Consider the following 26,342-nt stretch of genomic DNA (forward strand, 5'->3'; position numbering starts at 1 on the left):
CAGGGGTTCCGGACAGCGGCCGTACCACCTAGATTTCGCGCACGTTACGAACAGTGATCACGCGAGGGGACGGATCGACATGCCGGAATCGCCCACACCAGCACCACCGGTTCCACAAGCACCGGGACGGCGGGCACCGTCCCCCAAGTCCATAGTCGTCTGGAGCCTGGTCGCCCTGGCCGGCGCCATCGGCTGGGCCACCCTCGCGCTCTCGCGCGGTGAAGAGGTCTCCGCCGCCTGGATGCTGGCGGCGGCGCTGGGCTCGTACGCCATCGCGTACCGCTTCTACTCCCGGTTCATCGCCAACCGGGTGCTGAAGGTCGACAAGAACCGCGCGACCCCCGCCGAGCGGCTGGACAACGGTGTCGACTTCCACCCCACCGACCGCCGGGTCCTGTTCGGCCACCACTTCGCCGCCATCGCGGGGGCGGGGCCGCTGGTCGGCCCGGTGCTCGCGGCGCAGATGGGCTATCTGCCCGGCACGATCTGGCTTGTCGTCGGCGTCATCTTCGCCGGTGCCGTCCAGGACATGGTGACGCTCTTCTTCTCGACCCGCCGCAACGGCCGTTCGCTCGGTCAGATGGCGCGCGACGAGATAGGGCCGGTCGGCGGGATCGCCGCCCTGGTCGCGGTCTTCATCATCATGATCATCCTGCTCGCGGTCCTCGCGCTGGTCATCGTGAACGCGCTCGCCCACTCACCGTGGGGCGTCTTCTCCATCGGCATGACGATCCCGATCGCCCTCTTCATGGGTGTCTATCTGCGCATCCTGCGGCCCGGCAAGGTCAGTGAGGTCTCCCTCATCGGCGTCGCGCTGCTGCTCCTCGCGATCGTCTCCGGCGGCTGGGTCGCCGAGTCGTCGTGGGCGGACTTCTTCACGCTGGAGCCGGGCACGCTGGTCATCTGGATGATCGTGTACGGGTTCCTCGCCTCCGTGCTCCCCGTGTGGCTGCTGCTGGCCCCGCGCGACTACCTCTCCACCTTCATGAAGGTCGGCACGATCGGGCTGCTGGCCCTCGGCGTCGTCGTCGCGCTGCCGACCCTGAAGATGCCGGCCGTCACCGACTTCGCCACCAGCGGCTCGGGGCCGGTCTTCGCCGGTTCGATGTTCCCGTTCGTGTTCATCACCATCGCCTGCGGCGCGCTCTCCGGCTTCCACTCCCTGGTCTCCTCCGGCACCACGCCGAAGATGGTCCAGAAGGAGACGCAGATCCGCGTGATCGGCTACGGCGCGATGCTGGTCGAGTCGTTCGTGGCGATCATGGCGATGATCGCGGCCTGCATCATCGACCCGGGCCTGTACTTCGCCATCAACGCGCCCGTCGGCGTCATCGGCGACAGCGTCCAGTCCGCCTCCCAGGCCGTCGCCAACTTCGGCTTCACCATCAGCCCGGACGCCCTGGCGCAGGCCGCCAAGGACGTCGAGGAGACGAGTCTGCTCTCCCGGACCGGCGGCGCGCCGACCTTCGCGCTCGGCATGGCGGAGATCTTCTCCGCGGTGATCGGCGGAACGGCGATGAAGGCGTTCTGGTACCACTTCGCCATCATGTTCGAGGCGCTCTTCATCCTCACCACCGTCGACGCCGGCACCCGCGTCGGGCGCTTCATGCTCCAGGACATGCTGGGCAACGCCTACAAGCCGTTCCGCGAGGTGAGCTGGAAGCCCGGTGTCTGGTTCGCCAGCGCCGTCGTGGTCGGCGGCTGGGGCTACTTCCTCTGGGTCGGCGTGCACGACCCGCTGGGCGGCATCAACCAGCTCTTCCCGCTCTTCGGCATCGCCAACCAGTTGCTGGCCGCCGTCGCGCTGGCCGTCTGCACCACCCTGCTCGTCAAGTCCGGCCGCCTGAAGTGGGCGTGGGTCACCGCGGTCCCGCTCGCCTGGGACGTGGCGGTCACCCTCACCGCGAGCTGGCAGAAGATCTTCTCGCCGGACGTGAAGGTCGGCTTCTTCGCGCAGCGCGACAAGTACCAGGCGGGCATCGACGCGGGCGAGGTGCTGCCGCCGGCCAAGTCCATGGACGACATGCGGACCGTCGTCACCAACTCCACCGTCGACGGGGTGCTCTGCGCGCTCTTCGCGCTCCTCATCATCGTGGTGCTCGTGGACGCCGGCCGGGTCTGCTACAAGGCCATCCGCGACCCGGAGACCGTCAAGCTCCACGAGGCGCCGTACGTCGAGTCCAAGCTCGTCGCCCCCGCATCGCTCCTCGCGACCAAGGAGGAGAAGGCCGAGCTGCTCGCCGCCGGTGTCGGCCCCGAGGGCGGCCTCCGCAAGGAGGCGGCGGGAACGGGGAGCCGGACATGACCCTCGCGGACGTACGGCGGGTGGCCGGGCGGATCCGCTGGTACGTCCGTGAGCTGACCGGCGAGTCGACGTACGACCGCTATGTGGCGCACGCGAGGGTCCACGATCCGGACACGCCGGTGATGACCCGCCGCGCCTTCGAACACAGCCGCATGGACGCCCGCGAGGCGGATCCCCGCGAGGGCTTCCGCTGCTGCTGACCACCACCGGCCGATCGGGGCCGTCGCACCCCTCCCAGGGGCGCGGCGGCCCCTTTTCGCGCCCTCGCAAGAGGGCCCGTGCACCCGGCCGATACGGAAAAAGCCGGGCGAAGAAGCCAGACCGCCATACCGACATCTGTTCACGCCGACACAACATGTGGGGGCTTCCTCATCGAGCGCCCCCCACATGTATGCTCGACCTCGCTGTCGCCGCAGGGGAATCCGGTGCGAATCCGGAACTGTCCCGCAACGGTGTGATCAGTGTGCTTTTGCACACCCGAAGTCCGACGACCTGTCGACAGCGCGTCCGGCTCGACCGAACCGGATGCCAGACGTCCGGGCCTCGCGGATGGGCCGGTGGACGCCGCAAGCAGTGCTGCCTTCACGGGCATCGTGCTGCCCGGCTCCCCCGCTCGCCGCCGGCCCCCAGCCGAGCGAGGGAAAGCCCCGTGACCATCGCGCCCGCCGATCCGGTTTCAGCCACCGAATCCGCTGCCTCCACCACGCCCGGAGCAGGCCAGAACGACGGACCCGGGACCGCCCTCCTGCGGACCCTCACCGACCTCACCGTCGATCTGCCCGACACCGACCCCGGACGGGTCGCCGCCTCCGCGCTGCGCGGGCGCAACGCCCGCTCCGACGAGGCCGAGCTGCGCTCGCTGGCCACCGAGGCGTCGGCGGGCCTGATCTCCGAGGACCCGGCGTACTCCAAACTCGCCGCCCGGCTGCTGACCCGTACGATCGCCGACGAGGCCGCGGGCCAGGGCGCCACGTCGTTCTCCGCCTCGGTCGCCGTCGGCCACCGCGAGGGTCTGATCGCGGACCGCACCGCCGCCTTCGTGGAGCTGCACGCCGAGGCGCTGGACGCGCTGGTGGAGCGGACGCTGGCGGAGGGCGCGGACGACCGTTTCGGCTACTTCGGTCTCCGTACGCTGCACAGCCGTTACCTGCTGCGCCACCCGATCACCCGCCAGGTCATCGAGACCCCGCAGCACTTCATGCTGCGCGTGGCCGCGGGCCTCGCCGAGGACGAGTCGGTGCGCGCGCTGGACGAGGTCGCCGCGCTCTACGGGCTGATGAGCAAGCTGGACTACCTCCCCTCCTCCCCCACGCTCTTCAACTCCGGCACCCGGCACCCGCAGATGTCCTCCTGCTACCTGCTGGACTCGCCCAAGGACGAGCTGGACTCGATCTACGACCGCTACCACCAGGTGGCGCGCCTCTCGAAGCACGCGGGCGGCATCGGCCTCTCCTACTCCCGTATCCGCGCGCGTGGTTCGCTGATCCGGGGCACCAACGGGCACTCCAACGGCATCGTGCCGTTCCTCAAGACGCTGGACGCCTCCGTGGCGGCGGTGAACCAGGGCGGCCGGCGCAAGGGCGCGGCGGCGGTCTACCTGGAGACCTGGCACGCGGACATCGAGGAGTTCCTGGAGCTCCGCGACAACACCGGCGAGGACCAGCGGCGTACGCACAACCTGAACCTGGCGCACTGGATCCCGGACGAGTTCATGCGCCGCGTCGACGCGGACACCGAGTGGTCGCTCTTCTCCCCCGCCGAGGTCCCCGAGCTGGTCGACCTGTGGGGCGACGACTTCGACGCGGCCTACCGCGCGGCCGAGGCCAAGGGCCTGGCCCGCAAGACGATGCCGGCGCGTGAGCTGTACGGCCGGATGATGCGGACCCTCGCGCAGACCGGCCAGGGCTGGATGACGTTCAAGGACGCCTCCAACCGGACCGCGAACCAGACCGCCGAGCCGGGCCGGGTCGTGCACTCCTCGAACCTGTGCACGGAGATCCTGGAGGTCACCAACGACGGCGAGACGGCCGTCTGCAACCTCGGTTCGGTCAACCTGGGCGCCTTCGTCGCGAACGGCTCGATCGACTGGGACCGCCTGGACTCCACGGTCCGTACGGCCGTGACCTTCCTCGACCGGGTCGTCGACATCAACTTCTACCCCACCGAGCAGGCCGGGAACTCCAACTCCCGCTGGCGGCCGGTCGGCCTGGGCGCCATGGGCCTCCAGGACGTCTTCTTCCAGCTGCGCCTGCCCTTCGACTCGCCGCAGGCCCGCGCGCTCTCCACGAAGATCTCCGAGCGCATCATGCTCGCCGCGTACGAGGCGTCCTGCGACCTCGCCGAGCGCTCGGGCCCGCTGCCCGCGTGGTCCGAGACGCGGGCCGCGCGCGGTGTGCTGCACCCGGACCACTACGACACCGAGCTGAACTGGCCGGAGCGCTGGGACGCGCTGCGCGCCCGGGTCGCGAAGACCGGGATGCGCAACTCGCTGCTGCTCGCCATCGCGCCGACCGCCACGATCGCCTCGATCGCCGGTGTGTACGAGTGCATCGAGCCGCAGGTCTCCAACCTGTTCAAGCGCGAGACGCTCAGCGGTGAGTTCCTCCAGGTCAACGGCTACCTGGTGGACGAGCTGAAGAAGCTCGGCGTGTGGGACGCCCGCACCCGCGAGGCGCTGCGCGAGGCCAGCGGCTCCGTGCAGGGCTTCGCCTGGATCCCCGACGACGTGCGGGCGCTGTACCGCACGGCGTGGGAGATCCCGCAGCGCGGCCTGATCGACATGGCGGCGGCCCGTACGCCGTTCCTCGACCAGAGCCAGTCGCTCAACCTGTTCCTGGAGACGCCGACGATCGGCAAGCTCTCCTCGATGTACGCGTACGCCTGGAAGCAGGGGCTGAAGACGACGTACTACCTGCGTTCGCGCCCGGCGACCCGGATCGCCCGTGCCGCGTCCGGCCAGGTGTCGGCCGCCGCCCCCATTCCCGTACAGCAGGCGTCGGCTCCCGACGCGGACGCCATCGCCTGCTCTCTTGAGAACCCCGAGTCCTGCGAGGCCTGCCAGTAATGAGCACCACGAACAACGAGAAGAACCTGCTCGACCCGGGCTTCGAGCTGACCCTGCGCCCCATGCGCTACCCCGACTTCTACGAGCGGTACCGGGACGCGATCAAGAACACCTGGACCGTGGAGGAGGTCGACCTCCACTCGGACGTCGCCGACCTCGCGAAGCTGTCGCCGGGTGAGCAGCACATGATCGGCCGCCTCGTCGCCTTCTTCGCGACGGGCGACTCGATCGTCTCGAACAACCTCGTGCTGACGCTGTACAAGCACATCAACTCCCCCGAGGCGCGCCTCTACCTGTCGCGGCAGCTCTTCGAGGAGGCCGTGCACGTCCAGTTCTATCTGACGCTGCTCGACACCTACCTGCCCGACCCGGACGACCGGGCGGCGGCGTTCGACGCGGTCGAGGAGATCCCCTCGATCCGCGAGAAGGCCCAGTTCTGCTTCAAGTGGATGGACTCGGTCGAGAAGATCGAGCGGCTGGAGACGAAGGCCGACCGCCGCCGCTTCCTGCTGAACCTGATCTGCTTCGCGGCGTGCATCGAGGGGCTGTTCTTCTACGGCGCCTTCGCGTACGTGTACTGGTTCCGCTCGCGCGGCCTGCTGCACGGCCTCGCCACGGGCACCAACTGGGTGTTCCGTGACGAGACGATGCACATGAACTTCGCGTTCGAGGTCGTGGACACCGTCCGCAAGGAGGAGCCGGAGCTCTTCGACGACGCGCTCCAGCAGCAGGTCACCGACATGCTGAAGGAGGCCGTCGAGGCGGAGCTCCAGTTCGGCCGCGACCTGTGCGGCGAGGGCCTGCCGGGCATGAACACCGAGTCGATGCGCCAGTACCTGGAGTGCGTCGCCGACCAGCGCCTCGCCCGCCTGGGCTTCCCGACGGTGTACGGCTCGGAGAACCCGTTCTCCTTCATGGAGCTCCAGGGCGTCCAGGAGCTGACGAACTTCTTCGAGCGCCGCCCGTCCGCCTACCAGGTGGCGGTGGAGGGCTCGGTCGGGTTCGACGACGACTTCTAGGCCTCGGCTCAAGCTCTTGTGGTGAGGATGTCCGGCGAGCGGCATCCTCACCACAAGAGCTTTCCTGTCTCGCTCGGCGTGCGTGCAGCGCCCGTCGAGCTACTGCTTATCGCGCGAGGAAGTCGAGCACGCGCTCATCGAGCTCCGCGGCACAGCGCACCCCGCGAGCGCGGAACCGCGCGAGGTCCTTGCGCATGTTCTTGACAGCTTTGCGTGTACGCATCGACTGCACGCCATCCATATGGTCGATGGCCCGGTTCCAGGTCTCACACGCCTCCTCGATCCGGCCACGCTTGAGCTGCATCTCCGCGCCGGCCACGAGGTCGAGCGAGACGATCCGCGCGTAGGTCGTGGCGGGGCGGGCGGTCGCCGCCCGGGCGTAATGACTCGCGGCGGCGCTGAAATCCCCCAGTGTCTCGTGCACCTTGGCCGTCCGGGAGTAGACGGAGGCGGCGGGTGGTCCCCAGGCCAGAGCCCAGAAAGGGGTCTCGTCGCCCTTGTCGGCGACGAGGAGTTCACGAGCGCGGTCGACCTCGAGGACAGCGGCTCGCTGTTGCCCGCTTTTGGCGAGCGTATGGGCGTGGACGACACGGAACAGAGCCATGGTCGCGTTGTCGACCTTGCCCTTGGCTCGGTTCAGTCCGGTTTCCGCGAGGCCCTGGCAGTGCTCGGGGCGGTGAAGCTTCAAACCCTGCATGGCCATGGTGCGCATGACGAACCCGTCTTGCCCGGTGATGCCGGACTCAACAGCCAGTGCGTAGGACTGAAGGTAGTAGCGCTGGGCGAGTCCCTGCTGTCCCGCGTCGTAGGACTTCCAGCCCAGGAGGTGCACACCCCGGCTGGCGGCGGAGAGCATGTACCGACGCATCTCCTCGTTGTGGAAGCGGGCACGGCACAGCGGTGCGACGTCGTCGCGGAGGTATTGGACAAGGGCGGAGCGCCCGTGCCGACCGCCATGGCGTTCGTCCATCTCGGAAAACATCCTCACCATGTCCCTCACCGCACGTACCTCGGCCATTCCGACGATGTGTCCGGTGCGAGCTGCAGCCGACCTGTCGGCCACCTCCTGCACGTAGTCGAGAGGCAGTGCGGCAGCGGCAACGGAGTAGGCGGAACTGGTCAGGAAGGTTCGCCGGTCCAATTCGGCCCTCCACATCGGCACCAGGGCATCGATCGGGTCCGCCCCGAGGGACAGGCCCATGGTGTCATCCTCTGACACATCCGGGCTCGGCAGGCCTAGGTCGGCCGGCGTGAGCAGACGGCCGAGGTGCCGGGACAGAGCGGCGGCCAAGAACCGAGCGGTCGTCTCCTGCGGTACGACACCGTTGAGCCAGTGCCGGATCATGCCCTTGTTCGTGGCCAACTCGATGCCGCACTCGGCAGCGACCCGCCGGACGGCCTTAGCGAGTGCTTCATAGGTGAGACCTGACTCGGAGATGAGATCCCGCAACCGCTGGTTCGGTGCGCTCATGATCGTTCCCGCCCCCGTGATACCCGTGATACCGCATGGCCTCCCTGTCACCGTACCGCCATACCCCTACTGCGGGTTGACTGTTCATCACGCATGGCGACGCCCCCACAGGGAGTTCCGGTGACACGTCGCCTCACCGAGCCGAGTCAGCGTCAGTTCCGAGCGTCCGGAGATCGTGCCCAGGAGGTAGTCGTCATGGACCAGATCGTCCCGGGCACAGCGACCCCGTCGTTCTGGACGCCTGTCAGGTCGTCGCCGTGCCCCTCGGAACGAATCAGTTCAGCACGGCCGACGACACCGAGTACAAGAACGCCTGATCACGTTCCACCGGGCGAGACAGCACCCCAAGGCTGACCGGGCACCGGGCCGCGAAGGGCCGTGCTGCGAGTACGGCTTCCGGCGGCCCCGTGCCCGATCTTGTACCGGCGATCGGCATACCCACGTAGAGAAAGGAACAAGTGCGAGTGGAAATGGCGTCGCTGCCACCCACCCTGGGTGCGCTCCTGGTCGACACCAGCCGCAACAACCGCGTGGGCGAGTTCCGAGGGGTCGCCGGCCTCTACTGGTCGCTACGCCCCGTCGGCGGCGGGCGCGAGTGGGAGGTCGAGCCCCGGCACGTACGCCCCGCGCTGCCCATAGAGCAGCTCCGCGCCCTTACCGCACGCGCCAACGCCCGCAGTCGGGGCGAGGTGCTGTGAACAGCCCCCTCACCCGGCTAGGGGTCCGGCTCGCCCTCGCCCTGGGGGCCGCCGAAATCCGCCTACGGCTCCGACTCCCCCGCCTCATGTGGGCGCTCACCCGGCGCCCGGCCGATCGCGAGAGCCCGTTCGCCGAACTCGTACGCATCGAAGCCGATCCCGCCTACCGAGCTCTGTTCTTCGCAGGGCTGGACGCCGCCCTGGAAGACCGACTGGCCACCCGCACCGCCGTCGCGGCGGAGATCGAAGCGGCGGCCGAGCAGCTCCGGGACCTGGTCCAGCGCAGCGACCACGGGCGTGCCGCATGATGCGCGCCAGTTACGCGGCCGAGGTCACCGTGACCGACGGGCAGCGGTTCGCCTCGCTCGGCGGGGTCACCGTACGCAACCGGCGCCTCGCCCTCCTCTGGCTCCGCCGCCAGGCCCTCCGCCTCGCCAACGGGCACGGGAGTGCCGTACGGGACGAGTCGCCCGGCGACGTACGGCCCGTCCTCTTCCACGGCTCCGACGCTCCCGAAGGGCTTCGGTTCTGGGCCACCGACCACCGCCGCCAGGACGACGCGATAAGGACTTTGGAAGCGGGCTTTCACCTTCAGTTCACCGTCCTCGACCCAGCCGTCGGGCTCAGTCTCACTCTCGCCGGGTGGCGCACCTGCCCGGCCGACCGCCCGTAGCCCTTCCACAGAAAAGACCTCACGTGCTGCAGTGCACCGCCGTGACCCGGATCCCTCTCGGCGAGGTGACCGTCGCCCTCGTCACCATGGCCGGCGGACCCGGCACCCCGCCCGACGACTTCACCCTCGACCACTACGTCCTGTGCGAACTCGGTGAACACGACGTCCTCACCGAGCACGCCGCACTCCTCAGTGCCGCCGACGCTCCCGACCGGCCCGCGCTCTGGTTCTTCTGGAGCGGCACCGACACCGACCGCACCCACAGCATCCGGACCAGGCCCTGGTGCCCCGCCATCCTGCGCAACCTCGACACCGACACCGCATTGAAGTGTTCGTTCTTCCACCGCCACGCCACCGGGCACTCCTGGGACGTCACCGACCCGCTCGGGGACCTCATCGCCGGACCGCTCAGCACCGACGACACCTCCGACGATCCACGGGAGCGGCCCCAACCATGAACCAGTGCGCCGCCGTCGCTCTGCTCCCGCCTCCGGACCACATCATCGCCCTGTCGCCCGCCGGACACCGTCCCGAAGCCGGGCACGTCCTGTGCGAACTCGGCAAGGACCATGACGACCAGCACGCCGCGATGCTCTGGGACGAAGGCGGACGGCCCGGAAGCGCCGTCTGGGTCCGGTGGAAGGGCTCAGGGCTCGCCAAGCTCGTGCCGCTCCCTTGGTGTCCCGCGCTCGACCCCCGTAACGAAGCTTGCGAACTCTTCGCCGCACACCCTTCCGCGCACAGCTGGGGCATCACGGACCCCACCGACCAAGCGATCACGCGAATCCTCGTCCGCCAACACCCTCACCTGTTCCCCGAGTACCGTGACAAGGACGGAAGCTGACGCCTCTTAGGAGAATGCGCCGGAAACGCCTCCTACACGGCTCTCCAGATCGTCATCCACCACAACGGCAGCGACATGTCGACTCTGGCGAGCTGTCGCAGCCCCATCACCGTCTTCACCACTCTGGAGGACCAACTGAGCGCGGCGGGCGTCGCCGCGGACCTGCTGCCCAGCCAGTGAGCCCTTACGGTGACGTCTCGTGACGGTTCGTGATCTTCGACCAGGTGGTGCGGCCGTGCTTCAGCTGGAGCAGGGGCGGCCTTACCGAACGTCTGCTGCTCGGTCGCGAGTTGGCCGCCTCGCGGCGCGAGTCAACTCTTCCGCTTCGAGATGAGTACGTGTACTCAGGGCCACGTCGCCGGGCGACTCTAAGTTGACGTCATGTCCCGAATAGCACACACCGCAGCCGCCCTCGCTCTGGGCGCGTTCACCCTCACCGCCTGCTCCAGCAGCCCCTCGGCTGCCACCCTTGAGACGGACAAGGTCGTCTCCGTACCCGAGGGCGGGGACGCCGACAAGCCGTTGCTCGACTTCATGAAGCTGTCCCTCAAGCTCACCGCCGGCTGTCCGCCGCTGGACGGCACCAAGACCGGCAAGACCCTCGGCCCCAGCGACGTCCCCGACGTCCCCGGCGTCCCCCAAGGCCCCTCCAGCAGGCCCCTCGGCAAGCCCGGCGACCGCGTCCCCCTGCCCGCCGACCCCGACGACCCGCCCGCCACCGACGACCTCTTGCCGCCCGTGCCCGACAGCAACCTCCTGGAGCCGGTCACGCTCACCAGGCCCGAGAACTGCTACGCGGACAAGTTCGCCGCGCACGTCACCACCGCCCTCAAGGGCACGGGCGAGAACGCCGCCGAGGTGCGTACCGCACTCAAGCGCGCCGGATACCCCGATGAGCTGATCGTGGACATGAAGCCCGAAAGCGGGTCCCCTCGCGTCCGGATCGACCTGCGCGAACAGGACACTCGCGTCGCCCTCCAGGTCGTGCACGTCGGCACCCGCGGCACCGTCGTGGAGAAGTTCGGCGCACAGCCCACAGCGCCCCTCAAGGACGTCCGGTACATCCCGGAGCCGGCCGAACCCCTGAGCTGAGACCCCCGTGAACAGACTGATCGTCGGGGACGGAGGGGAATCGACGAAGTGACGTGCACGGCCAGAACCTAGATCACCTTCCGGACACCAAGAGGCTCCCCACGTGGTCCCCACCGCCTACCGCTACCTAGACAAAGGGCTGACCGCACTCTCGGACCACGCCCCGGGTTTGTCCGCCGCACCGGAGCGCGCGGCCGGCTCCATCCATCTCAACCTGGACGGCACCGTCATCCGCGCCGACCGCGTCGCCGCCCCAGGACCGAACGGTGATCCCTGCCATCCACGGCGTCTCCGAGCGCGCCAACACCCTGCCCAAGGTCACCTTCAAGGCCCTGCGCCGGATCAGCCTCGACCTCGGCGGCATCACCCCAATCGCCCGAGCCGCCCTCACCCTGCTCCAGTTGGAGCAGGGCCGCAACACCTGACCGAAGATCACGAACCGTCACGAGACGATACCGAGACGGCTCAGTGCTTCTTCAGCGGTTCGCCGTCCGAGATCACGATCCACATTCCCCCGCCCGTGGAGGGGTCACCGGAGATCGGGCGCCGGCCGATGCAGCAGGCCGGGCCCGCCATCAAGGCGTACCGCGAGGTGCTGGACCGGATCGACCCCGACCTCCGGTACGAGCTGAACGAGCTGATCGAAGCCCTGGACGGCTGGTATTCCGAATGGGCCGACGGCGAAGGATCGTTCTGGTGGGCCGAGGACACCTCGGTCTTCTTCTCCGTCGTCGGCTGATCCGGCGCCATCCGGCCGTAGCCGGCATCGGCAAGGCGCTCTCCTAGGCCTCTAGGCCTTCGCCCAACCCTTCGGGTAGGAGTGCCGCGTGACCTTATAGGGTCGCGCGGCGCTTCGCGTCTCCGTGGGCTCCACCTCCCTCCGTTCCGCGTCGCGGAGCTGGCGGTCGATACGGCGCTCACGGATGAGGCCGACGGCGGCCGGAAGGGCGACGAAGGCGAAGAGGGCGGTCACGGTCAGGTAGTCCAGGAAGAGGTTCATGGCTCTACCTTCGTCCGCCGGGACAGATTTGGTCAGTGGCAGCACTGCCACACAGCGTCGAATTACTGCCACACTGTCTCCATGCTGAAAAACGTCGCCGTCCTGCTGCTCGACGAGGTCCACCCCTTCGAACTCGGCGTGCTCTGCGAAGTGTTCGGGCTCGACCGCAGCGAAGAGGGTCTGCCGGTCCACGACTTCGCCGTCGTCTCCGCCCAGGGGCCGGTGCTCCAGACCCATGCCGGCTTCACCATCAGTACGCCGTACGGCCTCGACCGGCTGGAGGAGGCCGACCTCGTCGCCGTACCGGCGAGCAGCCATGTCGCGGACCGGGAGTACCCGGAGGAGGCCCTGTCGGCGCTGCGGCGGGCCGTGGAGCGCGGGGCGCGGGTGCTGAGCGTCTGCTCCGGGGCGTACGTCCTCGGGGCGGCGGGCCTGCTGGACGGCCGCCGCTGCACCACCCACTGGCGCCACGCCGCGGAGCTGGCCCGCCGCTACCCGAAGGCCATCGTGGAGCCGGACGTGCTGTACGTGGACGAGGGGTCCGTCATCACCTCGGCCGGCACCGCCTCGGGCATCGACGCCTGCCTCCACCTGGTCCGCCAGGAGTACGGCCAGGACGCGGCCAACACCATCGCCCGGCGCATGGTGGTGCCGCCGCACCGGGACGGCGGCCAGGCGCAGTACATCAGCCGCCCGCTCCCCCGGAACGCCTGCGACACCGTCGGCTCCACGCTGGCGTGGATGGAGCACCACCTGGACCAGGAGATGTCGGTGGAGCGACTGGCGGCGCTGGCGCACATGTCGCCGCGCACCTTCGCCCGCCGCTTCCAGCAGGAGACCGGGACGACGCCGTACCGCTGGCTGCTGCGGCAGCGGGTGCTCCTGGCCCAGCACCTGCTGGAGACCTCCGACCGGACGGTCGACACGATCGCCGGACAGACGGGGTTCGGTACGGCGGCGACCCTGCGCCACCAGTTCGTACGGACGCTGAGCACGACCCCGAACGCCTATCGCCGGACCTTCCGGGGGCCGGGGCAGGGGCCGGGGGCGGGGCCGGTTCCGTCGGGCACCGTGCCCGACGTCGCCTGAGGACGGACGCCGGGCCCGATCAGATGCCGGTGGTCAGATACCGCACTGCGACGCCGACCAGAAGCGGTTCGGCCCCTGGTTGACGTGCACGTGGTCACCATGGCCCGCGTAGCCCGGGCCGAGGATCCCGCGGAAGCCGTGGTAGCGGGCCTGCTTGGCCAGCGTGCACAGGGAGTGCGGCGAGACGCCGAGGTCGACCGCGTCGCCGTACAGGTGGCGGCTGTTGGTCGCGCCGCCCACGGCCGCGTTGCAGGAGGTGGAGCGGAAGCCGCTGGTGACGCGGATGGACTTGTCCCCGAGCGCGTGGCGCAGCGCCTCCAGCTTCCACATGCTGCTCAGCGCGTTGGCCTTGGCCGTGCCCGCCGCGACCGCGCCGCCCGCCCAGGTGCTGTTGCACGTGTTGAGCTCGGGGTACGTGAAGTGGATCGGCGTGCAGTCGTTGTCCTGCAGCGCGTAGATCTTGGCCTGGGTCGCCGGGCCCGCGACCCCGTCGGCGGCCAGGCCGTAGGCCGCCTGGAACCGCTTGACGGCGGCGGTGGTGGCCGGGCCGTAGGAGCCGTCGACGGCGAGGACCGAGTCGTAGCCGGGCCAGCCGGCCACCCGGATCTGGAGCTGGGTGACGTCGTTCCCGGTGGCTCCGGGCGCGAGCGTGCGGGTCCAGGTGTAGCAGCCGTCGGCCTGCGCGGGACCGGCGGTCAGTACCGCCCCGCCCAGCGCGAAGGTAATGGTCATGACAAGTCCGAGCAGAACGCGTGCGGCGCGTTTCGGCATGGGGCTCCCTCTCGGTCACGGACGCTGTGCGGGCGAGCCTGGCGCAGGCGGTCTACTCGCGTCAACTACCGCTAGGGAAACGGCAGTTATCTGCCACGGGTACGCGAAAGCCCGGCACCGGTCACCCGTGCCGGGCCCTTCACACGTACGACGCCGTCAGTCGTTCGGGACCGTCTCGTAGCGCGGCGTGCCCTCTTCCATCTGCCGGAGCGCGTCCTTGCGGTCGCGCTTGGAGAGCCGGTCGATGTACAGGTAGCCGTACAGGTGGTCCGTCTCGTGCTGGAGGCAGCGCGCGAAGTAGCCGCTGCCGCGCACCTTGATCGGTTTGCCCTGGGCGTCCTGGCCGCGCACCACCGCGTAGTCGGGGCGGGCGAGGGAGGCGTACGCGGTCGGGACGGAGAGGCAGCCCTCGTTGGAGTCGTCCAGCACCCGCGCCTCGGGGGCCAGTTCCTCCAGGACCGGGTTGCAGACCACGCCGGTGTGCCGGTTGCCGTCGTCGTCCGGGCAGTCGTAGACGAAGACCTTGAGGTCCACGCCGATCTGGTTGGCCGCCAGGCCCACGCCCTCGGCCGTCTTCTGGCTGGCGAACATGTCGTCGATCAACTGGGCCAGCTCGTCGCCGAACTCGGTGACGTCCTTGCACTCCTTGTGCAGCACCGGGTTGCCCACGACCGTGATCGGACGCGACGTGCCGCGCGCCCGGTACGCGGCCTCGCGCTCCTCGCACTCCTCGGTGTCGACGATGAACCCCTCGTCGTCCACGCCGATCCGCCCGTCCGTCTCCTGCTGCGACATGTCCGCCGTACGCCTTCCTGCAAAACCTGAACTCGGTGACCCCGCCGGACCCGGCCGGATGCCGGGATGCGCGGGAGGAACAGCACCGCGATCGGTGCGCGTACAGCCTACGGGCAGCGGTCAGCAGACTTCTTCGAGATCCCGCCACTCGCGGCTGTCCGGGCTGTCGGCGACCCAGCCGTCCAGCAGCCCGCGCACCAGCCCGGCCGGGGCCGCGAGACCGCACTCGCGCTCGGGGACCCACAGGTCACCGGCGCCCGCCGTGCGGTGGCCGAGCGGCCCGGGGTGGCCCGGCTCGCTGTGGTCGTGCGGGTCCAGGTGCTCCCCGTCGCCCTCGTCGCTCTCCATCCGGCTCTCCGAACAGGCCCGGCAGAGCAGCCGTACGGAGGAGGACCAGTCCTCGGCGGCGAACCCGGCGTCCGAGGCGAGCTTCTCCAGGGCGTCCCGGTCCTCCTCGGTGGCCGCCTCCAGCAGCACCACCCAGGTCGGCACCGGGGAGGGCGCCCACAGCTCGATCTCGTCGAACACCGGATACGAGGGTCCGGCGGCGGTGACCCGCTCGCCGTTGGGCACCCCGTCGTGCAGCACGACCTCGCCCCAGCGCCGCCCGGACGACGGCAGCGGGATGGAGAGGACCTCCATCCGGGCCGGGTCGAGCCGGCGCCCCCAGACCACCTCGGCCTCGCCCTCGGGCGAGAGCCGGACAGCGGCGCTGCCCAGCTCCATGCCGGTGGGCTCGGTGGTGGCCGCGCTGTTCAGCCCGGAGCCGGGCACCTTGAGGCCGTACGCCTGCCAGGCCCGGCGCGCCAGCGGCCAGTCCTGGAGCGCGGTGGCGGCGATGCCGACGTTCCACCAGTCCGGGGCGCCGGACTCACGGTCCAGCAGCGCGACCGCCCGCAGGCCCGCCGCGCGCGCCTGCTCCCAGTCGTGCCGGAACTTGTGCAGCAGCGCCAGATTGAACCAGGACTCCGAGAGCCAGGGCTCCAGATCCGCCGCGCGCGTCAGCAGCGCCCCCGCGTCCTCGTACCGGCCGTCGCCGATCAGCGTGAACGCGCGGTCCGTGGCCTGCCGCCAAGAGGCGGACGGCCGATGCCGTACCTTCCCGAAGATCCTCACGATTCCCGCCTGTCCCGACTGGACACCCTCGTCTTCCGCTCTGCTTCGCATCCAACCATGCCCGGCCGGACGCCCGCTCATTACCCATGGGTTACCCAGCCCCGGCCCGGGTCAGACCGCCCCGGTCGAGGACTCTGGCGGGGATCTCGGCGACCGGCGGCGGGTGAGGGCGCACCCAGGGGGTGCGGGCGTGCGCGGTGAGGACGAATGGAGCGCGTGCGGGGCCCCAGGGATACTCGCGCGCCGGCGCCGACTGGTCCGTGCCGGCGCGTGCGGGGCCCGCAGGCTATTCACGCGCCGTCGCGGCCTGTCCGTGCCGGCGCGTGCTCCGACTATTCGCGCGCGGACGCGGCCTGATCCGTGCCGCTGACGGTGATGTCCTGCTCGGGCACGGCCTCACCGGCCCTGATCAGGTCGATCCTGCCCATCACCTTGGAGCGCAGGTCGGTCGGGACCTCGTCCTGACCGCAGCAGCGCTTGACCAGCTTCTTCACGGCCTGCTCCAGGCCGTACTTCTCCAGGCACGGGGAGCACTCCTCGAAGTGCACCTCGAACTTGGTGCAGTCGCCCTCGGGCATCTCCCGGTCGAGGAACTCGTAGAGATGGTCGAGGACCTCCGAGCAATCCGTCTCGTGCGGCTCTCCGCAGCTCATGAGGTCGGGCCCTTCCGATCGTCCGAGTCACCGGCACCGGCCGCGACGAGCCCGCGCTCACGGGCGTAGTCCTCCAGCATGCCGCGCAGCTGACGACGGCCGCGGTGCAGCCGGGACATCACCGTACCGATGGGTGTCCCCATGATGTCCGCGATCTCCTTGTAGGCAAAGCCCTCGACATCGGCGAGATAGACGGCGATGCGGAACTCTTCGGGAATCGCCTGGAGCGCCGACTTCACATCGGAGTCCGGCAGGTGGTCGAGGGCCTGGGACTCGGCGGAGCGCAGACCGGTCGACATGTGCGACTCCGCGCGCGCGAGCTGCCAGTCCTCGATCTCCTCGGCGGCGCTGCGCTGGGGCTCACGCTGCTTCTTGCGGTACGAGTTGATGAAGGTGTTGGTGAGGATGCGGTACATCCACGCCTTGAGGTTCGTGCCCTCACGGAACTGGTGGAAGGAGCCGTACGCCTTCGCGTAGGTCTCCTGGACCAGGTCCTCGGCATCGGCGGGGTTGCGCGTCATGCGCAGCGCGGCCGAGTACATCTGGTCGAGAAAGCCGAGGGCGTCCCGCTCGAAGCGCGCGTTGCGCTCGGCGGTCGTCTCCGGTGCACGGCCGTCGTCGGTCCCTGTGTCGGTCCCAGTGACCGGACCCACCTCCTCCAACGATGTGGCGGAGCCGAAACCGGACCCGCTCGCCTCGGAGAATAGTCGACCTTGCTTCCGGACGGGCTGTCGATCGACGCCGCCCGTCGTCCGCTCACGAGTGGTCTTCGCCGCGGGCAGCACGGTCCACTCCAGGTCAGCGGCGTTCGAGCGGCTGGGGCAGATGGTCGAACCCATGCGACGGACTCCCTCTCCACGTACGACGTTGTTGTACCGACGTCCCGAACAACAGCGCCCCCGTACACCGCATTCCCGTGGTCCGGGTCACCCGAGGGAGGTGATCCATCCGGTGACCGCCCCGGTGAGAACCTCCATCGCCTGGGCCTCGGTCAGCCCGGACCTCTTCGGTACGGCGAAGCCGTGGTCGCCGTACGGCACCTCCGCCAACTCGTGACGGCCGGGCGGGAACTCCTCCGGTCGCCCGAACGGGTCGTTGCCGCCCTGGACCACCAGGGTGGGGACGCCCGTGCCGAGCAGCTCGTCGGCCCGGGACTTCTCCGGCTTGCCCGGCGGGTGCAGCGGGAAGCTGAGGGCGAGGACGGCCGCCGCGCCCAGCTCGGCGGCGGTCCGGCAGGCGACCCGGGCGCCGGCGCTGCGGCCCCCGGCGACGACCGGCAGTCCGGGGGCGGCCAGAGCCGGCCAGAGGCCGCGCCACCCGGTGTCCAGGGTCTTCGGGGCGGGAGCCAGCTTCTTGCCGGCCACCCGCCAGGGCTGCTCCACCAGGGCGACGGTGACCCCGTGGGCGGGCAGGGCGGCGGCCAGGGCCTTCAGGTCGCGGGCCTCGATGCCGCCGCCGGCCCCGTGGCTCACGGCGAGCACAAGGCGGGGCGCGGTCGTGGCGGGGACCCAGGTGATCCGGGCCTCACCGGCGTCGGTGGTGACGTTCTGCGTACGTGGTCGGCTCACCGCGCCATCCTCCCCCGCGCACCCCTCGGAACGGCCGCGCGCCCCTCAGGACAGCCGCGTGCCCCTCGGAACAGCCCCTCAGAACAGCGTCGACTCCTCCGGCGCCGCCAGCTCCTCCAGCAGTTCCGGCCCGTTGTTGCGGACGTTGCTGACGGCGGTGGCGACCGGGTACGCGCGCATCAGCCCGCCGGGCGGCGGCTCAAGCAGCGCGCGCAGCTCGTCCAGGCCCGTGTGCGTGGGGTCCAGCCAGGTGTCCCAGCGGTCCGGGGTGAGCATCAGCGGCATCCTGGGGTGGATGTCGGCGAGCGCGCCGGGGCCCTCGGCGGGGGCGACGGCCAGGGGGGTGGTCTCGGCCTCGGTGGTGATCACCGAGCACGTCACCCACCAGGCGTTCTCGTGGTCGCCGGGGAGGGTCGGGTCGCGCCAGAACTCGTACAGCCCGGCCATCGCGAAGACCGAGCCGTCGGCGGGAGTCACGAAGTAGGGCTGCTTGCGCGCCCGCTTCTTTCCCTTCTTCTCCTCAAGCTGCCGCTCCTGAGCCCCGGTGACCCACTCGTAATAGCCGTCGGCGGGCAGGATGCAGCGGCGCTGGGCGAAGGCGCGGCGGAAGGACGGCTTCTCGTGCACGGTCTCCGCGCGGGCGTTGATCATCCGGGCCGCGCCCTCGGGGGTCTTGGACCAGGAGGGCACGAGCCCCCACTTCAGGGTCCGCATCTGGCGAACCGGACGCTGGTCGTCCGCGTCCTTAACAGGACGCTCCAGAACCGCGTAGACCTCTTTGGTCGGCGCCACGTTCCAGTCCGGCTCCAGGGTCTCGGTGGGTTCCCACTTCTCGACCCCGAAAAGTCCGGTCAGGTCCTCGGGCCGCCGACTCGCTGCATACCGTCCGCACATAAGTGCCAGACTGCCACGACCGCCCACCCCTGCCGCAAGGAGTCGCCCGGCCGATGAACAGCACCGAACTGGGCGATCTGTGGGATCGCCTCACCGGTACCCAGCCCGCACCCGAGCAGTGGCTGGTGGTGGTGACGGCCGCGCTGGCGCTGATCGCCGTCGTGCCGAATCCGATATGGCGCCTCGCGCGCAACACCATCACCATCGCGCACGAGGGCGGCCACGGCCTGGTGGCCCTGGTCACCGGGCGCCAGCTCTCCGGTATCCGGCTGCACTCGGACACCAGCGGGCTGACCGTGAGCCGGGGCAAGCCGACGGGGATCGGCATGATCCTCACGGCGGCGGCCGGCTACACGGCCCCCTCGCTGCTGGGTCTGGGCGGCGCCTGGCTGCTGACCAACGGCCGGATCACGCTGCTCCTGTGGGTCTCCACCGCGCTGCTCGCCGCGATGCTGGTGATGATCCGCAATGTGTACGGGGCGCTCACCGTCATCCTGACCGGTACGGCGTTCCTGCTGGTGTCCTGGCTGACCTCGTCGGACGTGCAGTCGGCGTTCGCGTACACGGTGGTCTGGTTCCTGCTGCTGGGCGGGGTGCGGCCGCCCTTCGAGCTCCAGTCCAAGCGGCGCTTCGGGGGCGCCCCGGACTCCGACGCGGACCAGTTGGCCCGGCTGACCCACGCCCCGGCGGTGCTGTGGCTCTTCCTCTTCCACGCGGTGTCGCTGTGCTCGCTGATCGGCGGCGGGCGCTGGCTGCTGGGCTGGTGAGGACCTGGGGGCGGCTCCGGTCCGTACCAGTCTTTCGTTACGAGCCGGTTTCCGCCCTTTTCCGCAGGATCCAGGTTCACCCGGAACCACTAAAGTGATGGCCATGACCGAGAGTTCCGTGCACCCTGCCCTCTGGCCCGCCCCTCATGCGAGCGGAGCCGTCGACGCGACCGTCACCGTGCCCGGATCGAAATCGGTCACCAACCGGGCGCTCGTGCTGGCTTCGCTGGCCTCCGAGCCGGGCTGGCTCCGCCGCCCGCTGCGCTCCCGCGACACCCTCCTGATGGCCGGGGCGCTGCGCGCGATGGGCGTCCGCATCGAGGAGACCATCTCCTCCAGCTCCACCGTGGCGGGCGAGCCCGACGGCACCGGCGAGGCCTGGCGGGTCATCCCGGCGGGGCTGCACGGCCCGGTCACCGTCGACGTCGGCAACGCCGGCACCGTCATGCGCTTCCTGCCGCCCGTCGCCACGCTGGCCGACGGCCCGGTCCACTTCGACGGCGACCCCCGTTCCTACGAGCGGCCGCTGACCGGTGTGATCGAGGGGCTGCGGGCGCTGGGCGCGCGGATCGAGGACGACGGGCGCGGCGCGCTTCCGCTGACCGTGCACGGCGGGGGGGCGCTGGACGGCGGCCCGGTGGCGATCGACGCGTCGTCGTCCTCGCAGTTCGTCTCGGCGCTGCTGCTGTCGGGGGCGCGCTTCAACCAGGGTGTGGAGGTCCGGCACACCGGCTCCGTCCTGCCCTCGATGCCGCACATCCGGATGACCGTGGACATGCTGCGGGCCGTCGGCGCGCAGGTGGACGAGCCGGAGACGGGCGGCGAGCCGAACGTGTGGCGGGTCTCCCCCTCCGCGCTGCTCGGCCGGGACCTGACCATCGAGCCGGACCTCTCCAACGCGCAGCCGTTCCTGGCCGCCGCGCTGGTGACCGGGGGCAAGGTCACCATCCCCGACTGGCCCGAGCGGACCACCCAGCCGGGTGACGCGCTGCGCGAGATCTTCACCGCGATGGGCGGCAGCTGCGAGCTGACCGAGCGCGGCCTGACCTTCACCGGTACGGGCCGGATCCACGGCATCGACGTGGACCTCGGCGAGGTCGGCGAGCTGACCCCGGGCATCGCGGCCGTCGCGGCGCTGGCCGACTCCCCCTCCACGCTGAGCGGCGTCGCCCACCTCCGGCTCCACGAGACGGACCGGCTGGCCGCGCTCACCAAGGAGATCAACGAGCTGGGCGGCGACGTCACCGAGACGGCCGACGGGCTGCACATCCGCCCGCGCCCGCTGCACGGCGGCGTCTTCCACACGTACGACGACCACCGCATGGCCACCGCCGGGGCGATCATCGGCCTCGCGGTCAAGGGCGTGGAGATCGAGAACGTGGGGACGACCGCCAAGACCCTGCCGGACTTCCCGGACATGTGGACCGGAATGCTCGGGATCTAGATCATGCGCCGCTACGGGAAGAACCCCGACGAGGACGACATCCGCGTCCGCCCCAACCGCAAGGGCAACCGGCCGCGTACGCACATCCGGCCCAAGCACGAGGACGCCGAGGACGGCATGGTCCTCACCGTCGACCGGGGCCGGCTCACCTGCCTCGTCGACGGCCGGACCGTGGTGGCGATGAAGGCCCGCGAGCTGGGGCGCAAGGCCGCCGTGGTCGGCGACACCGTCTCCATCGTCGGGGACCTGTCCGGCGAGAAGGACACCCTGGCCCGGATCGTGCGCATCGCCTCACGCCGTACGGTGCTGCGCCGCACGGCCGACGACGACGATCCGTACGAGCGGGTGGTCGTCGCCAACGCCGACCAGCTCGCGATCGTCACCGCGCTGGCCGACCCGGAGCCGCGCCCGCGCATGATCGACCGCTGTCTGGTCGCGGCGTACGACGGCGGCCTCACCCCGCTGCTGGTGCTGACCAAGTCCGACCTGGCGTCGCCGGACAAGCTGCTGGAGGCGTACACCCCGCTCGGCGTCCCGTACATCGTGACCAGCCGCGAGGAGCTGGAGAACGGCGGCGCGGCGGAGCGGGTGCGCGAGCAGCTCGACGGCAGGATCACCGCGTTCGTCGGGCACTCCGGGGTCGGCAAGACGACGCTGGTCAACGCGCTCGTCCCGAAGGACCGGCGGCGGACCACCGGCATCGTCAACGCGGTCACCGGCCGCGGCCGGCACACCACCACCTCCGCGCTCGCCCTGCCGCTGCCCGACGGCCGCGGCTGGGTCGTCGACACCCCCGGCGTACGGTCGTTCGGGCTGCACCACGTCGATCCGTCGCGCGTCATCCACGCCTTCCCCGACCTGGAGCCGGGCACGGAGAACTGCCCGCGCGGCTGCACCCACGACGAGAACCAGCCGGAGTGCGCGCTGGACGCCTGGGTGGCGGAGGGACACGCGGACCCGGCACGGCTCGACTCGCTGCGCCGGCTGCTCTCGACCCGCGAACGGCGCGAGGGCGACTGAGCCGGAGCGCATTCGGACCGTGCGCCCCGGGCATGTTCGACGGATTGAACGATCGGTAAAGGCATAATCGCACCGTGCCGGACCGATCGGTCCGACCCGTCACCTACGCAGGAGGCAACGGACGATGGCATGGCTGCTGGTCGTGGTCGCCGGGCTGCTGGAGACCGGTTTCGCCGTCTGTCTGAAGCTCTCGCACGGCTTCACCCGGATCTGGCCGACCATCGCGTTCGCCGCGTTCGCCCTGAGCAGCTTCGGCCTGCTGACGATGGCCCTGAAGAAGCTGGACGTCGGACCGGCGTACGCGGTGTGGACCGGCATCGGCGCGGCGGGGACGGCGATCTACGGCATGGTCTTCCTCGGTGACGTCGTCTCGACGCTGAAGCTGGTGTCGATCTCGCTGGTGATCATCGGAGTGATCGGGCTCCAACTGTCCGGCTCCGCCCACTGAGTCCCGGCACCACCGGGCGGGCACGGCACGATCACGTACGAGAGCGCCAGCCGCAGGGCCCTCTCGCAGCGCACCGGTGACCTCGGGTGCGACGCGGCCGCCATCCGGTCCCTGGCCAGCCCGAACAGCTCCGCCGGGCCCGGCACATCGCGGTCCGGCTCGGGCAGCCCCTCGCTCCAGAGCCCGGTGAGCAGCCCCTTGACCAGCGGATCCGCGTCGGCGGCCCGAACGGTCCAGCGCGCCACGGCGGCCGGACGCTCCGGCGCGGGAGCCGTCAGTGCGCGGTCCACGCCGGTCAGATAGCCGTCGGCGGCCTGGCGTATCAGGGCGGTGGCCAGGCCGCCCTTGGTGCCGAACTCGTTGTAGAGGGTCTGCCGGGAGACACCGGCCAGCGCGGCGACGTCGACCATCCGCACCGTGCGCCAGGGCCGGTCCGCGAGCGCCCTGAGGGCGGCGTCCAGCAGGGCTTCTCGCGCTGTCGGCATCGCCGCCTCCCACGCCCGGGGCCGTGCCGGGGGCCCGCGGTTCAGAGTTGAGGCGCCGACAGCGACTGTCAAGGGTCCGCGCGTACGGGGCCGGTGGCCCCGGCCCCGTACCGCTGGATACTGTGACGGCATGTCCGACTATCACGATGATCTGCGCCTCGCCCATGTCCTGGCGGACGCCGCCGACGCGGCGACCATGGACCGGTTCAAGGCTCTCGACCTGAAGGTGGAGACCAAGCCGGACATGACGCCGGTGAGCGAGGCCGACAAGGCCGCCGAGGAACTGATCCGCGGCCATCTGCATCGGGCCCGCCCGCGCGACGCGATTCTGGGCGAGGAGTACGGGGTCGAGGGCACCGGGCCGCGACGCTGGGTGATCGACCCGATCGACGGCACCAAGAACTACGTCCGCGGCGTTCCGGTGTGGGCGACGCTGATCTCGCTGATGGAGGCCGGGGAGAACGGGTTCCAGCCGGTGGTGGGTGTGGTCTCCGCTCCGGCGCTGAACCGGCGCTGGTGGGCGGCGAAGGGCGCCGGCGCGTACTCCGGGCGCAGCCTCACCTCCGCGACCCGGCTGCAGGTGTCGAAGGTGGACACGATCGCGGACTCCTCGTTCGCGTTCTCCTCGCTGAGCGGCTGGGAGGAGCAGGGCCGCCTGGACGGCTTCCTCGACCTGACCCGGGCCTGCTGGCGGACACGGGGGTACGGGGACTTCTGGCCGTACATGATGGTCGCCGAGGGTTCCGTGGACATCTGCGCGGAGCCGGAGCTCTCGCTCTGGGACATGGCGGCGAACGCGATCATCGTCCAGGAGGCGGGCGGCCGGTTCACCGACCTGGAGGGGACCGACGGGCCCGGCGGCGCCAACGGGGCCGCGTCGAACGGCCTGCTCCACGACGAGCTGCTGGGCTACCTCAACCAGCGCTACTGAGACCGCTGCCGGTCGCTGTCGTCCCGGGGAGTGCGGCGCGTGATCGCGCACTCCCCCGGTGTGCGCCCGGTCCACCCCTTGTCGGCCCGCTCCAAGGGTGCAACTCTGAGAGTCCCCCCACTTGTGAACTTGTGAATCGACTCACAGAGTCGGCGCACCGAGGAGGTGGCTCGTTTCATGCTCGTCCGTGACGCCATGAGCACGGTGATCCTCACCATCGGCCCCACCCACACGCTCCGCCAGGCGGCCCGGCTGATGTCGGCCCGCCGTATCGGGGCGGCCGTCGTCCACGACCCGGACACCTGCGGGCTCGGGATCATCACCGAGCGCGACATCCTCAACGCGATCGGATCGGGCCAGAACCCCGATCGGGAGACCGCGTCCGCCCACACCACCACCGACGTGGTGTTCGCCGCCCCGGCCTGGACCCTGGAGGAGGCCGCGGAAGCCATGACGCACGGCGGGTTCCGGCATCTGATCGTGCTGGACGACAACGGGCCGGTGGGCATCGTGTCGGTGCGCGACATCATCCGCTGCTGGGCGCCGGCCCGTCGCCGTACGGTGGCGGCCGCAGGGTCGGTCTAATCCTCCAGCAACGCCCGATGGGCCGGATCCCCGCGAGGGAAGCCGGCCCACCGTCGACGGCAAGCGTCCGGTCAGCCGCGAAGGGCCTGGACCGCGGCTTCCAGCCGCTTGCCGAAGTCACCGTCCGCCTGGCGGAAGTTGTCGATCGCGCGCCCGGCGATCTCGTCGCGCGAGACCTGGGAGATGAACCCGGCGAGGTTGTCGATCAGCCGGCCCTTCTCGTCCTCCGACATCAGCCGGTAGAGGGTGCCGGCCTGCACGAAGTCGTCGTCCTCGGCATGGGCGGGAGCCTCGGTGTTGCCGGTGGTACCGCTGACCGGCACGGGCTGCCAGAGCGGGCGGTCGGTCTGGACGGGGCCGCCGAAGCTGTTCGGCTCGTAGTTCTTGGTGCCCTTGTGGCGGCCGTCGTAGAGGTAGCCGTCCCGGCTGTTGGTGCGCGCCTCGGTGGCGTGCGGGCGGTTCACCGGCAGGTGGTCGGCGTTGATGCCGACGCGGTAGCGGTGGGCGTCGCCGTACGCGAAGAGACGGCCCTGGAGCATCTTGTCCGGGGACGGGCCGATGCCCGGCACGAAGTGCGCGGGGCTGAAGATCGACTGCTCGACCTCGGCGAAGATGTTCTCCGGGTTGCGGTTGAGCTCCAGCGTGCCGATCTCGATCGGCGGGTAGTCCGCGTGCGGCCACACCTTGGTGAGGTCGAACGGGTTGAAGCGGTACGCCGCCGCGTCCGCCGCCGGCATGATCTGGACCTGCACCGTCCAGGACGGGAAGTCACCGCGCTCGATCGACTCGCGCAGGTCGCGCTGGTGCGAGTCCGGGTCGACACCGGAGAGGCGGACGGCCTCCTCGGTGGTGAGGTTCTTGATCCCCTGGTCGGTCTTGAAGTGGTACTTGACCCAGAAGACCTCGCCGGCCTCGTTGTTCCACTGGAAGGTGTGCGAGCCGTACCCGTTCATGTGGCGCAGCGTGGCCGGGATGCCCCGGTCGCCGAAGAGCCAGGTCACCTGGTGCGTCGACTCGGGCGAGAGCCCCCAGAAGTCCCAGACGTTGTCCGCCTCCTGCGAGCCGGTGTACGGGTCGCGCTTCTGGGTGTGGATGAAGTCGGGGAACTTGATGGCGTCCTTGATGAAGAACACCGGGGTGTTGTTGCCGACGAGGTCGTAGTTGCCCTCCTCGGTGTAGAACTTCAGCGCGAAACCGCGCGGGTCGCGCGCGGCGTCGGCGGAGCCGAGGTTGCCGGCGACGGTGGAGAAGCGCAGGAACGTCTCGGTCTGCTTGCCGACCTCGGAGAGGAACTTCGCCCGGGTCCACTGCGACACGTCGCGGGTGACGGTGAAGGTGCCGTACGCGCCGGCGCCGCGGGCGTGCACGACGCGCTCGGGAATGCGCTCCCGGTTGAAGTGGGCGAGCTTCTCCAGCAGCGCCTGGTCCTGGACGAGAACCGGACCGCCGACGCCCGCGGTCTCGCTGTTCTGGTTGTCCGCGACCGGAGCCCCGGCCTCCGTGGTGAGCGGTCCCTGCGTCACGTGCGCCTCCTGCGTCATGTCCTGCACAGCCTTCTGTTTTCTGTACAGCCCTGTCCCTTGGCCAATGCCGTTGCCGATCCTACAATG

The 26,342-nt window shown here is 70.2% G+C and carries 29 protein-coding genes, 2 pseudogenes and 1 riboswitch; of the genes and pseudogenes, 20 read left to right on the forward strand and 11 right to left on the reverse strand.

Translation table 11 applies throughout. The annotated features are described in order from the left end of the window. Window positions 1–79: 79 nt before the first annotated feature. The 4 genes from ACFWRT_RS29870 to ACFWRT_RS29885 all read left to right on the forward strand — a co-directional run bounded on the left by ACFWRT_RS29870 (window position 80) and on the right by ACFWRT_RS29885 (window position 6,388). Window positions 80–2,305, forward strand: a complete 2,226-nt coding sequence (locus ACFWRT_RS29870; RefSeq protein WP_380953626.1) for a carbon starvation CstA family protein — start codon at window positions 80–82, stop codon at window positions 2,303–2,305. After that, window positions 2,302–2,505, forward strand: a complete 204-nt coding sequence (locus tag ACFWRT_RS29875) for a YbdD/YjiX family protein (RefSeq protein WP_380953625.1) — start codon at window positions 2,302–2,304, stop codon at window positions 2,503–2,505. The genes ACFWRT_RS29870 and ACFWRT_RS29875 overlap by 4 nt, the downstream gene beginning before the upstream one ends. A gap of 191 nt (window positions 2,506–2,696) precedes the next feature. Further along, window positions 2,697–2,819: riboswitch (cobalamin riboswitch) on the forward strand. 135 nt (window positions 2,820–2,954) lie between these two features. Beyond that, window positions 2,955–5,369, forward strand: a complete 2,415-nt coding sequence (locus ACFWRT_RS29880; protein ID WP_380953624.1) for a ribonucleoside-diphosphate reductase subunit alpha — start codon at window positions 2,955–2,957, stop codon at window positions 5,367–5,369. After that, window positions 5,369–6,388 (forward strand): ribonucleotide-diphosphate reductase subunit beta, encoded by a 1,020-nt coding sequence (locus ACFWRT_RS29885; protein ID WP_030810657.1) that lies wholly within the window; start codon window positions 5,369–5,371, stop codon window positions 6,386–6,388. The genes ACFWRT_RS29880 and ACFWRT_RS29885 overlap by 1 nt, the downstream gene beginning before the upstream one ends. Window positions 6,389–6,494: 106 nt before the next feature. On the opposite strand, the gene ACFWRT_RS29890 is transcribed toward ACFWRT_RS29885, so the two are convergent. After that, the gene (locus ACFWRT_RS29890) at window positions 6,495–7,859 is read right to left on the reverse strand and encodes a hypothetical protein (RefSeq protein WP_380953623.1); all 1,365 of its coding nucleotides are present in this window, start codon (window positions 7,857–7,859) and stop codon (window positions 6,495–6,497) included. A gap of 470 nt (window positions 7,860–8,329) precedes the next feature. Here ACFWRT_RS29890 and ACFWRT_RS29895 point away from each other — a divergent pair, with 470 nt between their 5' ends. The 9 genes and pseudogenes from ACFWRT_RS29895 (at window position 8,330) to ACFWRT_RS29930 (ending at window position 11,905) form a co-directional block, all read left to right on the forward strand. Further along, window positions 8,330–8,557 carry a hypothetical protein gene (locus tag ACFWRT_RS29895; RefSeq protein WP_380953630.1) on the forward strand — a complete coding sequence of 76 codons (228 nt, stop codon included), beginning with the start codon at window positions 8,330–8,332 and terminating at the stop codon, window positions 8,555–8,557. Beyond that, on the forward strand, window positions 8,554–8,865 hold the full coding sequence (locus ACFWRT_RS29900) for a hypothetical protein (protein WP_380953622.1): 312 nt from the start codon (window positions 8,554–8,556) through the stop codon (window positions 8,863–8,865). The genes ACFWRT_RS29895 and ACFWRT_RS29900 overlap by 4 nt, the downstream gene beginning before the upstream one ends. Continuing rightward, on the forward strand, window positions 8,862–9,230 hold the full coding sequence (locus ACFWRT_RS29905; RefSeq protein WP_380953621.1) for a hypothetical protein: 369 nt from the start codon (window positions 8,862–8,864) through the stop codon (window positions 9,228–9,230). The genes ACFWRT_RS29900 and ACFWRT_RS29905 overlap by 4 nt, the downstream gene beginning before the upstream one ends. 41 nt (window positions 9,231–9,271) lie before the next feature. Then, entirely contained in the window at window positions 9,272–9,688 is a 417-nt protein-coding gene (locus ACFWRT_RS29910) for a hypothetical protein (protein ID WP_380953620.1), read from the forward strand. Then, entirely contained in the window at window positions 9,685–10,074 is a 390-nt protein-coding gene (locus ACFWRT_RS29915) for a hypothetical protein (protein WP_380953619.1), read from the forward strand. Before ACFWRT_RS29910 ends, ACFWRT_RS29915 begins: the two co-directional genes overlap by 4 nt. Before the next feature lie 30 nt (window positions 10,075–10,104). After that, window positions 10,105–10,254: pseudogene (locus ACFWRT_RS37655) on the forward strand (DUF7691 family protein); the annotation flags it as partial. Between the two features lie 201 nt (window positions 10,255–10,455). Then, window positions 10,456–11,166: a hypothetical protein gene (locus ACFWRT_RS29920; protein ID WP_380953618.1), complete on the forward strand. Its 711-nt coding sequence runs from the start codon at window positions 10,456–10,458 to the stop codon at window positions 11,164–11,166. A gap of 106 nt (window positions 11,167–11,272) precedes the next feature. Beyond that, window positions 11,273–11,591, forward strand: a pseudogene (locus ACFWRT_RS29925) (hypothetical protein); the annotation flags it as partial. Continuing rightward, window positions 11,588–11,905 (forward strand): DUF7691 family protein, encoded by a 318-nt coding sequence (locus ACFWRT_RS29930; RefSeq protein WP_463288388.1) that lies wholly within the window; start codon window positions 11,588–11,590, stop codon window positions 11,903–11,905. The pseudogene ACFWRT_RS29925 and the gene ACFWRT_RS29930, both read left to right, overlap by 4 nt. Before the next feature lie 51 nt (window positions 11,906–11,956). Here the strand turns inward: ACFWRT_RS29930 and ACFWRT_RS29935 are convergent, their stop codons facing one another. Beyond that, entirely contained in the window at window positions 11,957–12,166 is a 210-nt protein-coding gene (locus tag ACFWRT_RS29935; protein WP_380953616.1) for a hypothetical protein, read from the reverse strand. Between the two features lie 81 nt (window positions 12,167–12,247). Here ACFWRT_RS29935 and ACFWRT_RS29940 point away from each other — a divergent pair, with 81 nt between their 5' ends. Further along, a complete protein-coding gene (locus ACFWRT_RS29940) occupies window positions 12,248–13,255 on the forward strand; it encodes a GlxA family transcriptional regulator (RefSeq protein WP_380953615.1) in 1,008 nt (335 codons plus the stop codon). Window positions 13,256–13,288: 33 nt separating this feature from the next. Here ACFWRT_RS29940 and ACFWRT_RS29945 read toward each other — a convergent pair whose 3' ends face one another. From ACFWRT_RS29945 to ACFWRT_RS29975, 7 genes are all read right to left on the reverse strand, one after another. Further along, a complete protein-coding gene (locus ACFWRT_RS29945; RefSeq protein ID WP_380953614.1) occupies window positions 13,289–14,026 on the reverse strand; it encodes a D-Ala-D-Ala carboxypeptidase family metallohydrolase in 738 nt (245 codons plus the stop codon). 156 nt (window positions 14,027–14,182) lie between these two features. Beyond that, window positions 14,183–14,821 carry a peptide deformylase gene (def, locus tag ACFWRT_RS29950; protein WP_380953613.1) on the reverse strand — a complete coding sequence of 213 codons (639 nt, stop codon included), beginning with the start codon at window positions 14,819–14,821 and terminating at the stop codon, window positions 14,183–14,185. Between the two features lie 120 nt (window positions 14,822–14,941). After that, window positions 14,942–15,937: a tetratricopeptide repeat protein gene (locus ACFWRT_RS29955; protein ID WP_030561019.1), complete on the reverse strand. Its 996-nt coding sequence runs from the start codon at window positions 15,935–15,937 to the stop codon at window positions 14,942–14,944. A 332-nt stretch (window positions 15,938–16,269) separates the two neighbouring features. Next, complete coding sequence (gene rsrA / locus ACFWRT_RS29960; protein WP_380953612.1) at window positions 16,270–16,590, reverse strand: mycothiol system anti-sigma-R factor; 321 nt, start codon at window positions 16,588–16,590, stop codon at window positions 16,270–16,272. Then, on the reverse strand, window positions 16,587–17,243 hold the full coding sequence (locus tag ACFWRT_RS29965) for a sigma-70 family RNA polymerase sigma factor (RefSeq protein WP_380953629.1): 657 nt from the start codon (window positions 17,241–17,243) through the stop codon (window positions 16,587–16,589). Before ACFWRT_RS29965 ends, rsrA begins: the two co-directional genes overlap by 4 nt. Before the next feature lie 273 nt (window positions 17,244–17,516). Then, window positions 17,517–18,158, reverse strand: coding sequence for an alpha/beta hydrolase family protein (locus tag ACFWRT_RS29970; RefSeq protein WP_380953611.1), 642 nt, complete (start codon window positions 18,156–18,158; stop codon window positions 17,517–17,519). 78 nt (window positions 18,159–18,236) lie between these two features. After that, window positions 18,237–19,052 carry an SOS response-associated peptidase gene (locus ACFWRT_RS29975; RefSeq protein ID WP_380953610.1) on the reverse strand — a complete coding sequence of 272 codons (816 nt, stop codon included), beginning with the start codon at window positions 19,050–19,052 and terminating at the stop codon, window positions 18,237–18,239. Between the two features lie 53 nt (window positions 19,053–19,105). Between ACFWRT_RS29975 and ACFWRT_RS29980 the strand changes: the two genes are divergently transcribed. From ACFWRT_RS29980 to ACFWRT_RS29995, 4 genes are all read left to right on the forward strand, one after another. Continuing rightward, window positions 19,106–19,819: a M50 family metallopeptidase gene (locus ACFWRT_RS29980; protein ID WP_380953609.1), complete on the forward strand. Its 714-nt coding sequence runs from the start codon at window positions 19,106–19,108 to the stop codon at window positions 19,817–19,819. A gap of 103 nt (window positions 19,820–19,922) precedes the next feature. Further along, entirely contained in the window at window positions 19,923–21,263 is a 1,341-nt protein-coding gene (gene aroA / locus ACFWRT_RS29985) for a 3-phosphoshikimate 1-carboxyvinyltransferase (RefSeq protein WP_380953608.1), read from the forward strand. Between the two features lie 3 nt (window positions 21,264–21,266). After that, window positions 21,267–22,283: a ribosome small subunit-dependent GTPase A gene (gene rsgA, locus ACFWRT_RS29990; protein WP_380953607.1), complete on the forward strand. Its 1,017-nt coding sequence runs from the start codon at window positions 21,267–21,269 to the stop codon at window positions 22,281–22,283. Window positions 22,284–22,407: 124 nt separating this feature from the next. Beyond that, window positions 22,408–22,731, forward strand: a complete 324-nt coding sequence (locus ACFWRT_RS29995; protein WP_018510081.1) for a DMT family transporter — start codon at window positions 22,408–22,410, stop codon at window positions 22,729–22,731. Here ACFWRT_RS29995 and ACFWRT_RS30000 read toward each other — a convergent pair. Beyond that, on the reverse strand, window positions 22,623–23,216 hold the full coding sequence (locus tag ACFWRT_RS30000; protein ID WP_380953606.1) for a TetR/AcrR family transcriptional regulator: 594 nt from the start codon (window positions 23,214–23,216) through the stop codon (window positions 22,623–22,625). The genes ACFWRT_RS29995 and ACFWRT_RS30000 overlap by 109 nt on opposite strands. 130 nt (window positions 23,217–23,346) lie before the next feature. Here ACFWRT_RS30000 and hisN point away from each other — a divergent pair, with 130 nt between their 5' ends. Beyond that, a complete protein-coding gene (gene hisN / locus ACFWRT_RS30005) occupies window positions 23,347–24,147 on the forward strand; it encodes a histidinol-phosphatase (RefSeq protein ID WP_380953605.1) in 801 nt (266 codons plus the stop codon). A gap of 177 nt (window positions 24,148–24,324) precedes the next feature. Beyond that, window positions 24,325–24,732: a CBS domain-containing protein gene (locus ACFWRT_RS30010; protein ID WP_380953604.1), complete on the forward strand. Its 408-nt coding sequence runs from the start codon at window positions 24,325–24,327 to the stop codon at window positions 24,730–24,732. A gap of 71 nt (window positions 24,733–24,803) precedes the next feature. Here ACFWRT_RS30010 and ACFWRT_RS30015 read toward each other — a convergent pair whose 3' ends face one another. Beyond that, complete coding sequence (locus tag ACFWRT_RS30015) at window positions 24,804–26,273, reverse strand: catalase (protein WP_380953603.1); 1,470 nt, start codon at window positions 26,271–26,273, stop codon at window positions 24,804–24,806. Window positions 26,274–26,342: the final 69 nt, after the last annotated feature.

The sequence above is a fragment of the Streptomyces cyaneofuscatus genome (assembly GCF_042718795.1).
GTDB lineage: Bacteria > Actinomycetota > Actinomycetes > Streptomycetales > Streptomycetaceae > Streptomyces > Streptomyces cyaneofuscatus_A.

Excerpts from the sequence above, each read along its gene's own strand:
- ACFWRT_RS29870 (WP_380953626.1), top strand. The coding sequence starts at position 80 with ATGCCGGAATCGCCCACACCAGCACCACCGGTTCCACAAGCACCGGGA.
- ACFWRT_RS30000 (WP_380953606.1), bottom strand. The coding sequence starts at position 23,216 with ATGCCGACAGCGCGAGAAGCCCTGCTGGACGCCGCCCTCAGGGCGCTC.
- ACFWRT_RS29995 (WP_018510081.1), top strand. The coding sequence starts at position 22,408 with ATGGCATGGCTGCTGGTCGTGGTCGCCGGGCTGCTGGAGACCGGTTTC.
- hisN (WP_380953605.1), top strand. The coding sequence starts at position 23,347 with ATGTCCGACTATCACGATGATCTGCGCCTCGCCCATGTCCTGGCGGAC.
- ACFWRT_RS29890 (WP_380953623.1), bottom strand. The coding sequence starts at position 7,859 with ATGAGCGCACCGAACCAGCGGTTGCGGGATCTCATCTCCGAGTCAGGT.
- rsrA (WP_380953612.1), bottom strand. The coding sequence starts at position 16,590 with ATGAGCTGCGGAGAGCCGCACGAGACGGATTGCTCGGAGGTCCTCGAC.
- ACFWRT_RS29980 (WP_380953609.1), top strand. The coding sequence starts at position 19,106 with ATGAACAGCACCGAACTGGGCGATCTGTGGGATCGCCTCACCGGTACC.
- ACFWRT_RS29935 (WP_380953616.1), bottom strand. The coding sequence starts at position 12,166 with ATGAACCTCTTCCTGGACTACCTGACCGTGACCGCCCTCTTCGCCTTC.
- ACFWRT_RS29885 (WP_030810657.1), top strand. The coding sequence starts at position 5,369 with ATGAGCACCACGAACAACGAGAAGAACCTGCTCGACCCGGGCTTCGAG.
- ACFWRT_RS30010 (WP_380953604.1), top strand. The coding sequence starts at position 24,325 with ATGCTCGTCCGTGACGCCATGAGCACGGTGATCCTCACCATCGGCCCC.
- ACFWRT_RS29895 (WP_380953630.1), top strand. The coding sequence starts at position 8,330 with ATGGCGTCGCTGCCACCCACCCTGGGTGCGCTCCTGGTCGACACCAGC.
- ACFWRT_RS29940 (WP_380953615.1), top strand. The coding sequence starts at position 12,248 with ATGCTGAAAAACGTCGCCGTCCTGCTGCTCGACGAGGTCCACCCCTTC.
- aroA (WP_380953608.1), top strand. The coding sequence starts at position 19,923 with ATGACCGAGAGTTCCGTGCACCCTGCCCTCTGGCCCGCCCCTCATGCG.
- rsgA (WP_380953607.1), top strand. The coding sequence starts at position 21,267 with ATGCGCCGCTACGGGAAGAACCCCGACGAGGACGACATCCGCGTCCGC.
- ACFWRT_RS29905 (WP_380953621.1), top strand. The coding sequence starts at position 8,862 with ATGATGCGCGCCAGTTACGCGGCCGAGGTCACCGTGACCGACGGGCAG.
- ACFWRT_RS29975 (WP_380953610.1), bottom strand. The coding sequence starts at position 19,052 with ATGTGCGGACGGTATGCAGCGAGTCGGCGGCCCGAGGACCTGACCGGA.
- ACFWRT_RS29920 (WP_380953618.1), top strand. The coding sequence starts at position 10,456 with ATGTCCCGAATAGCACACACCGCAGCCGCCCTCGCTCTGGGCGCGTTC.
- ACFWRT_RS29875 (WP_380953625.1), top strand. The coding sequence starts at position 2,302 with ATGACCCTCGCGGACGTACGGCGGGTGGCCGGGCGGATCCGCTGGTAC.
- def (WP_380953613.1), bottom strand. The coding sequence starts at position 14,821 with ATGTCGCAGCAGGAGACGGACGGGCGGATCGGCGTGGACGACGAGGGG.
- ACFWRT_RS29915 (WP_380953619.1), top strand. The coding sequence starts at position 9,685 with ATGAACCAGTGCGCCGCCGTCGCTCTGCTCCCGCCTCCGGACCACATC.
- ACFWRT_RS29945 (WP_380953614.1), bottom strand. The coding sequence starts at position 14,026 with ATGCCGAAACGCGCCGCACGCGTTCTGCTCGGACTTGTCATGACCATT.
- ACFWRT_RS30015 (WP_380953603.1), bottom strand. The coding sequence starts at position 26,273 with ATGACGCAGGAGGCGCACGTGACGCAGGGACCGCTCACCACGGAGGCC.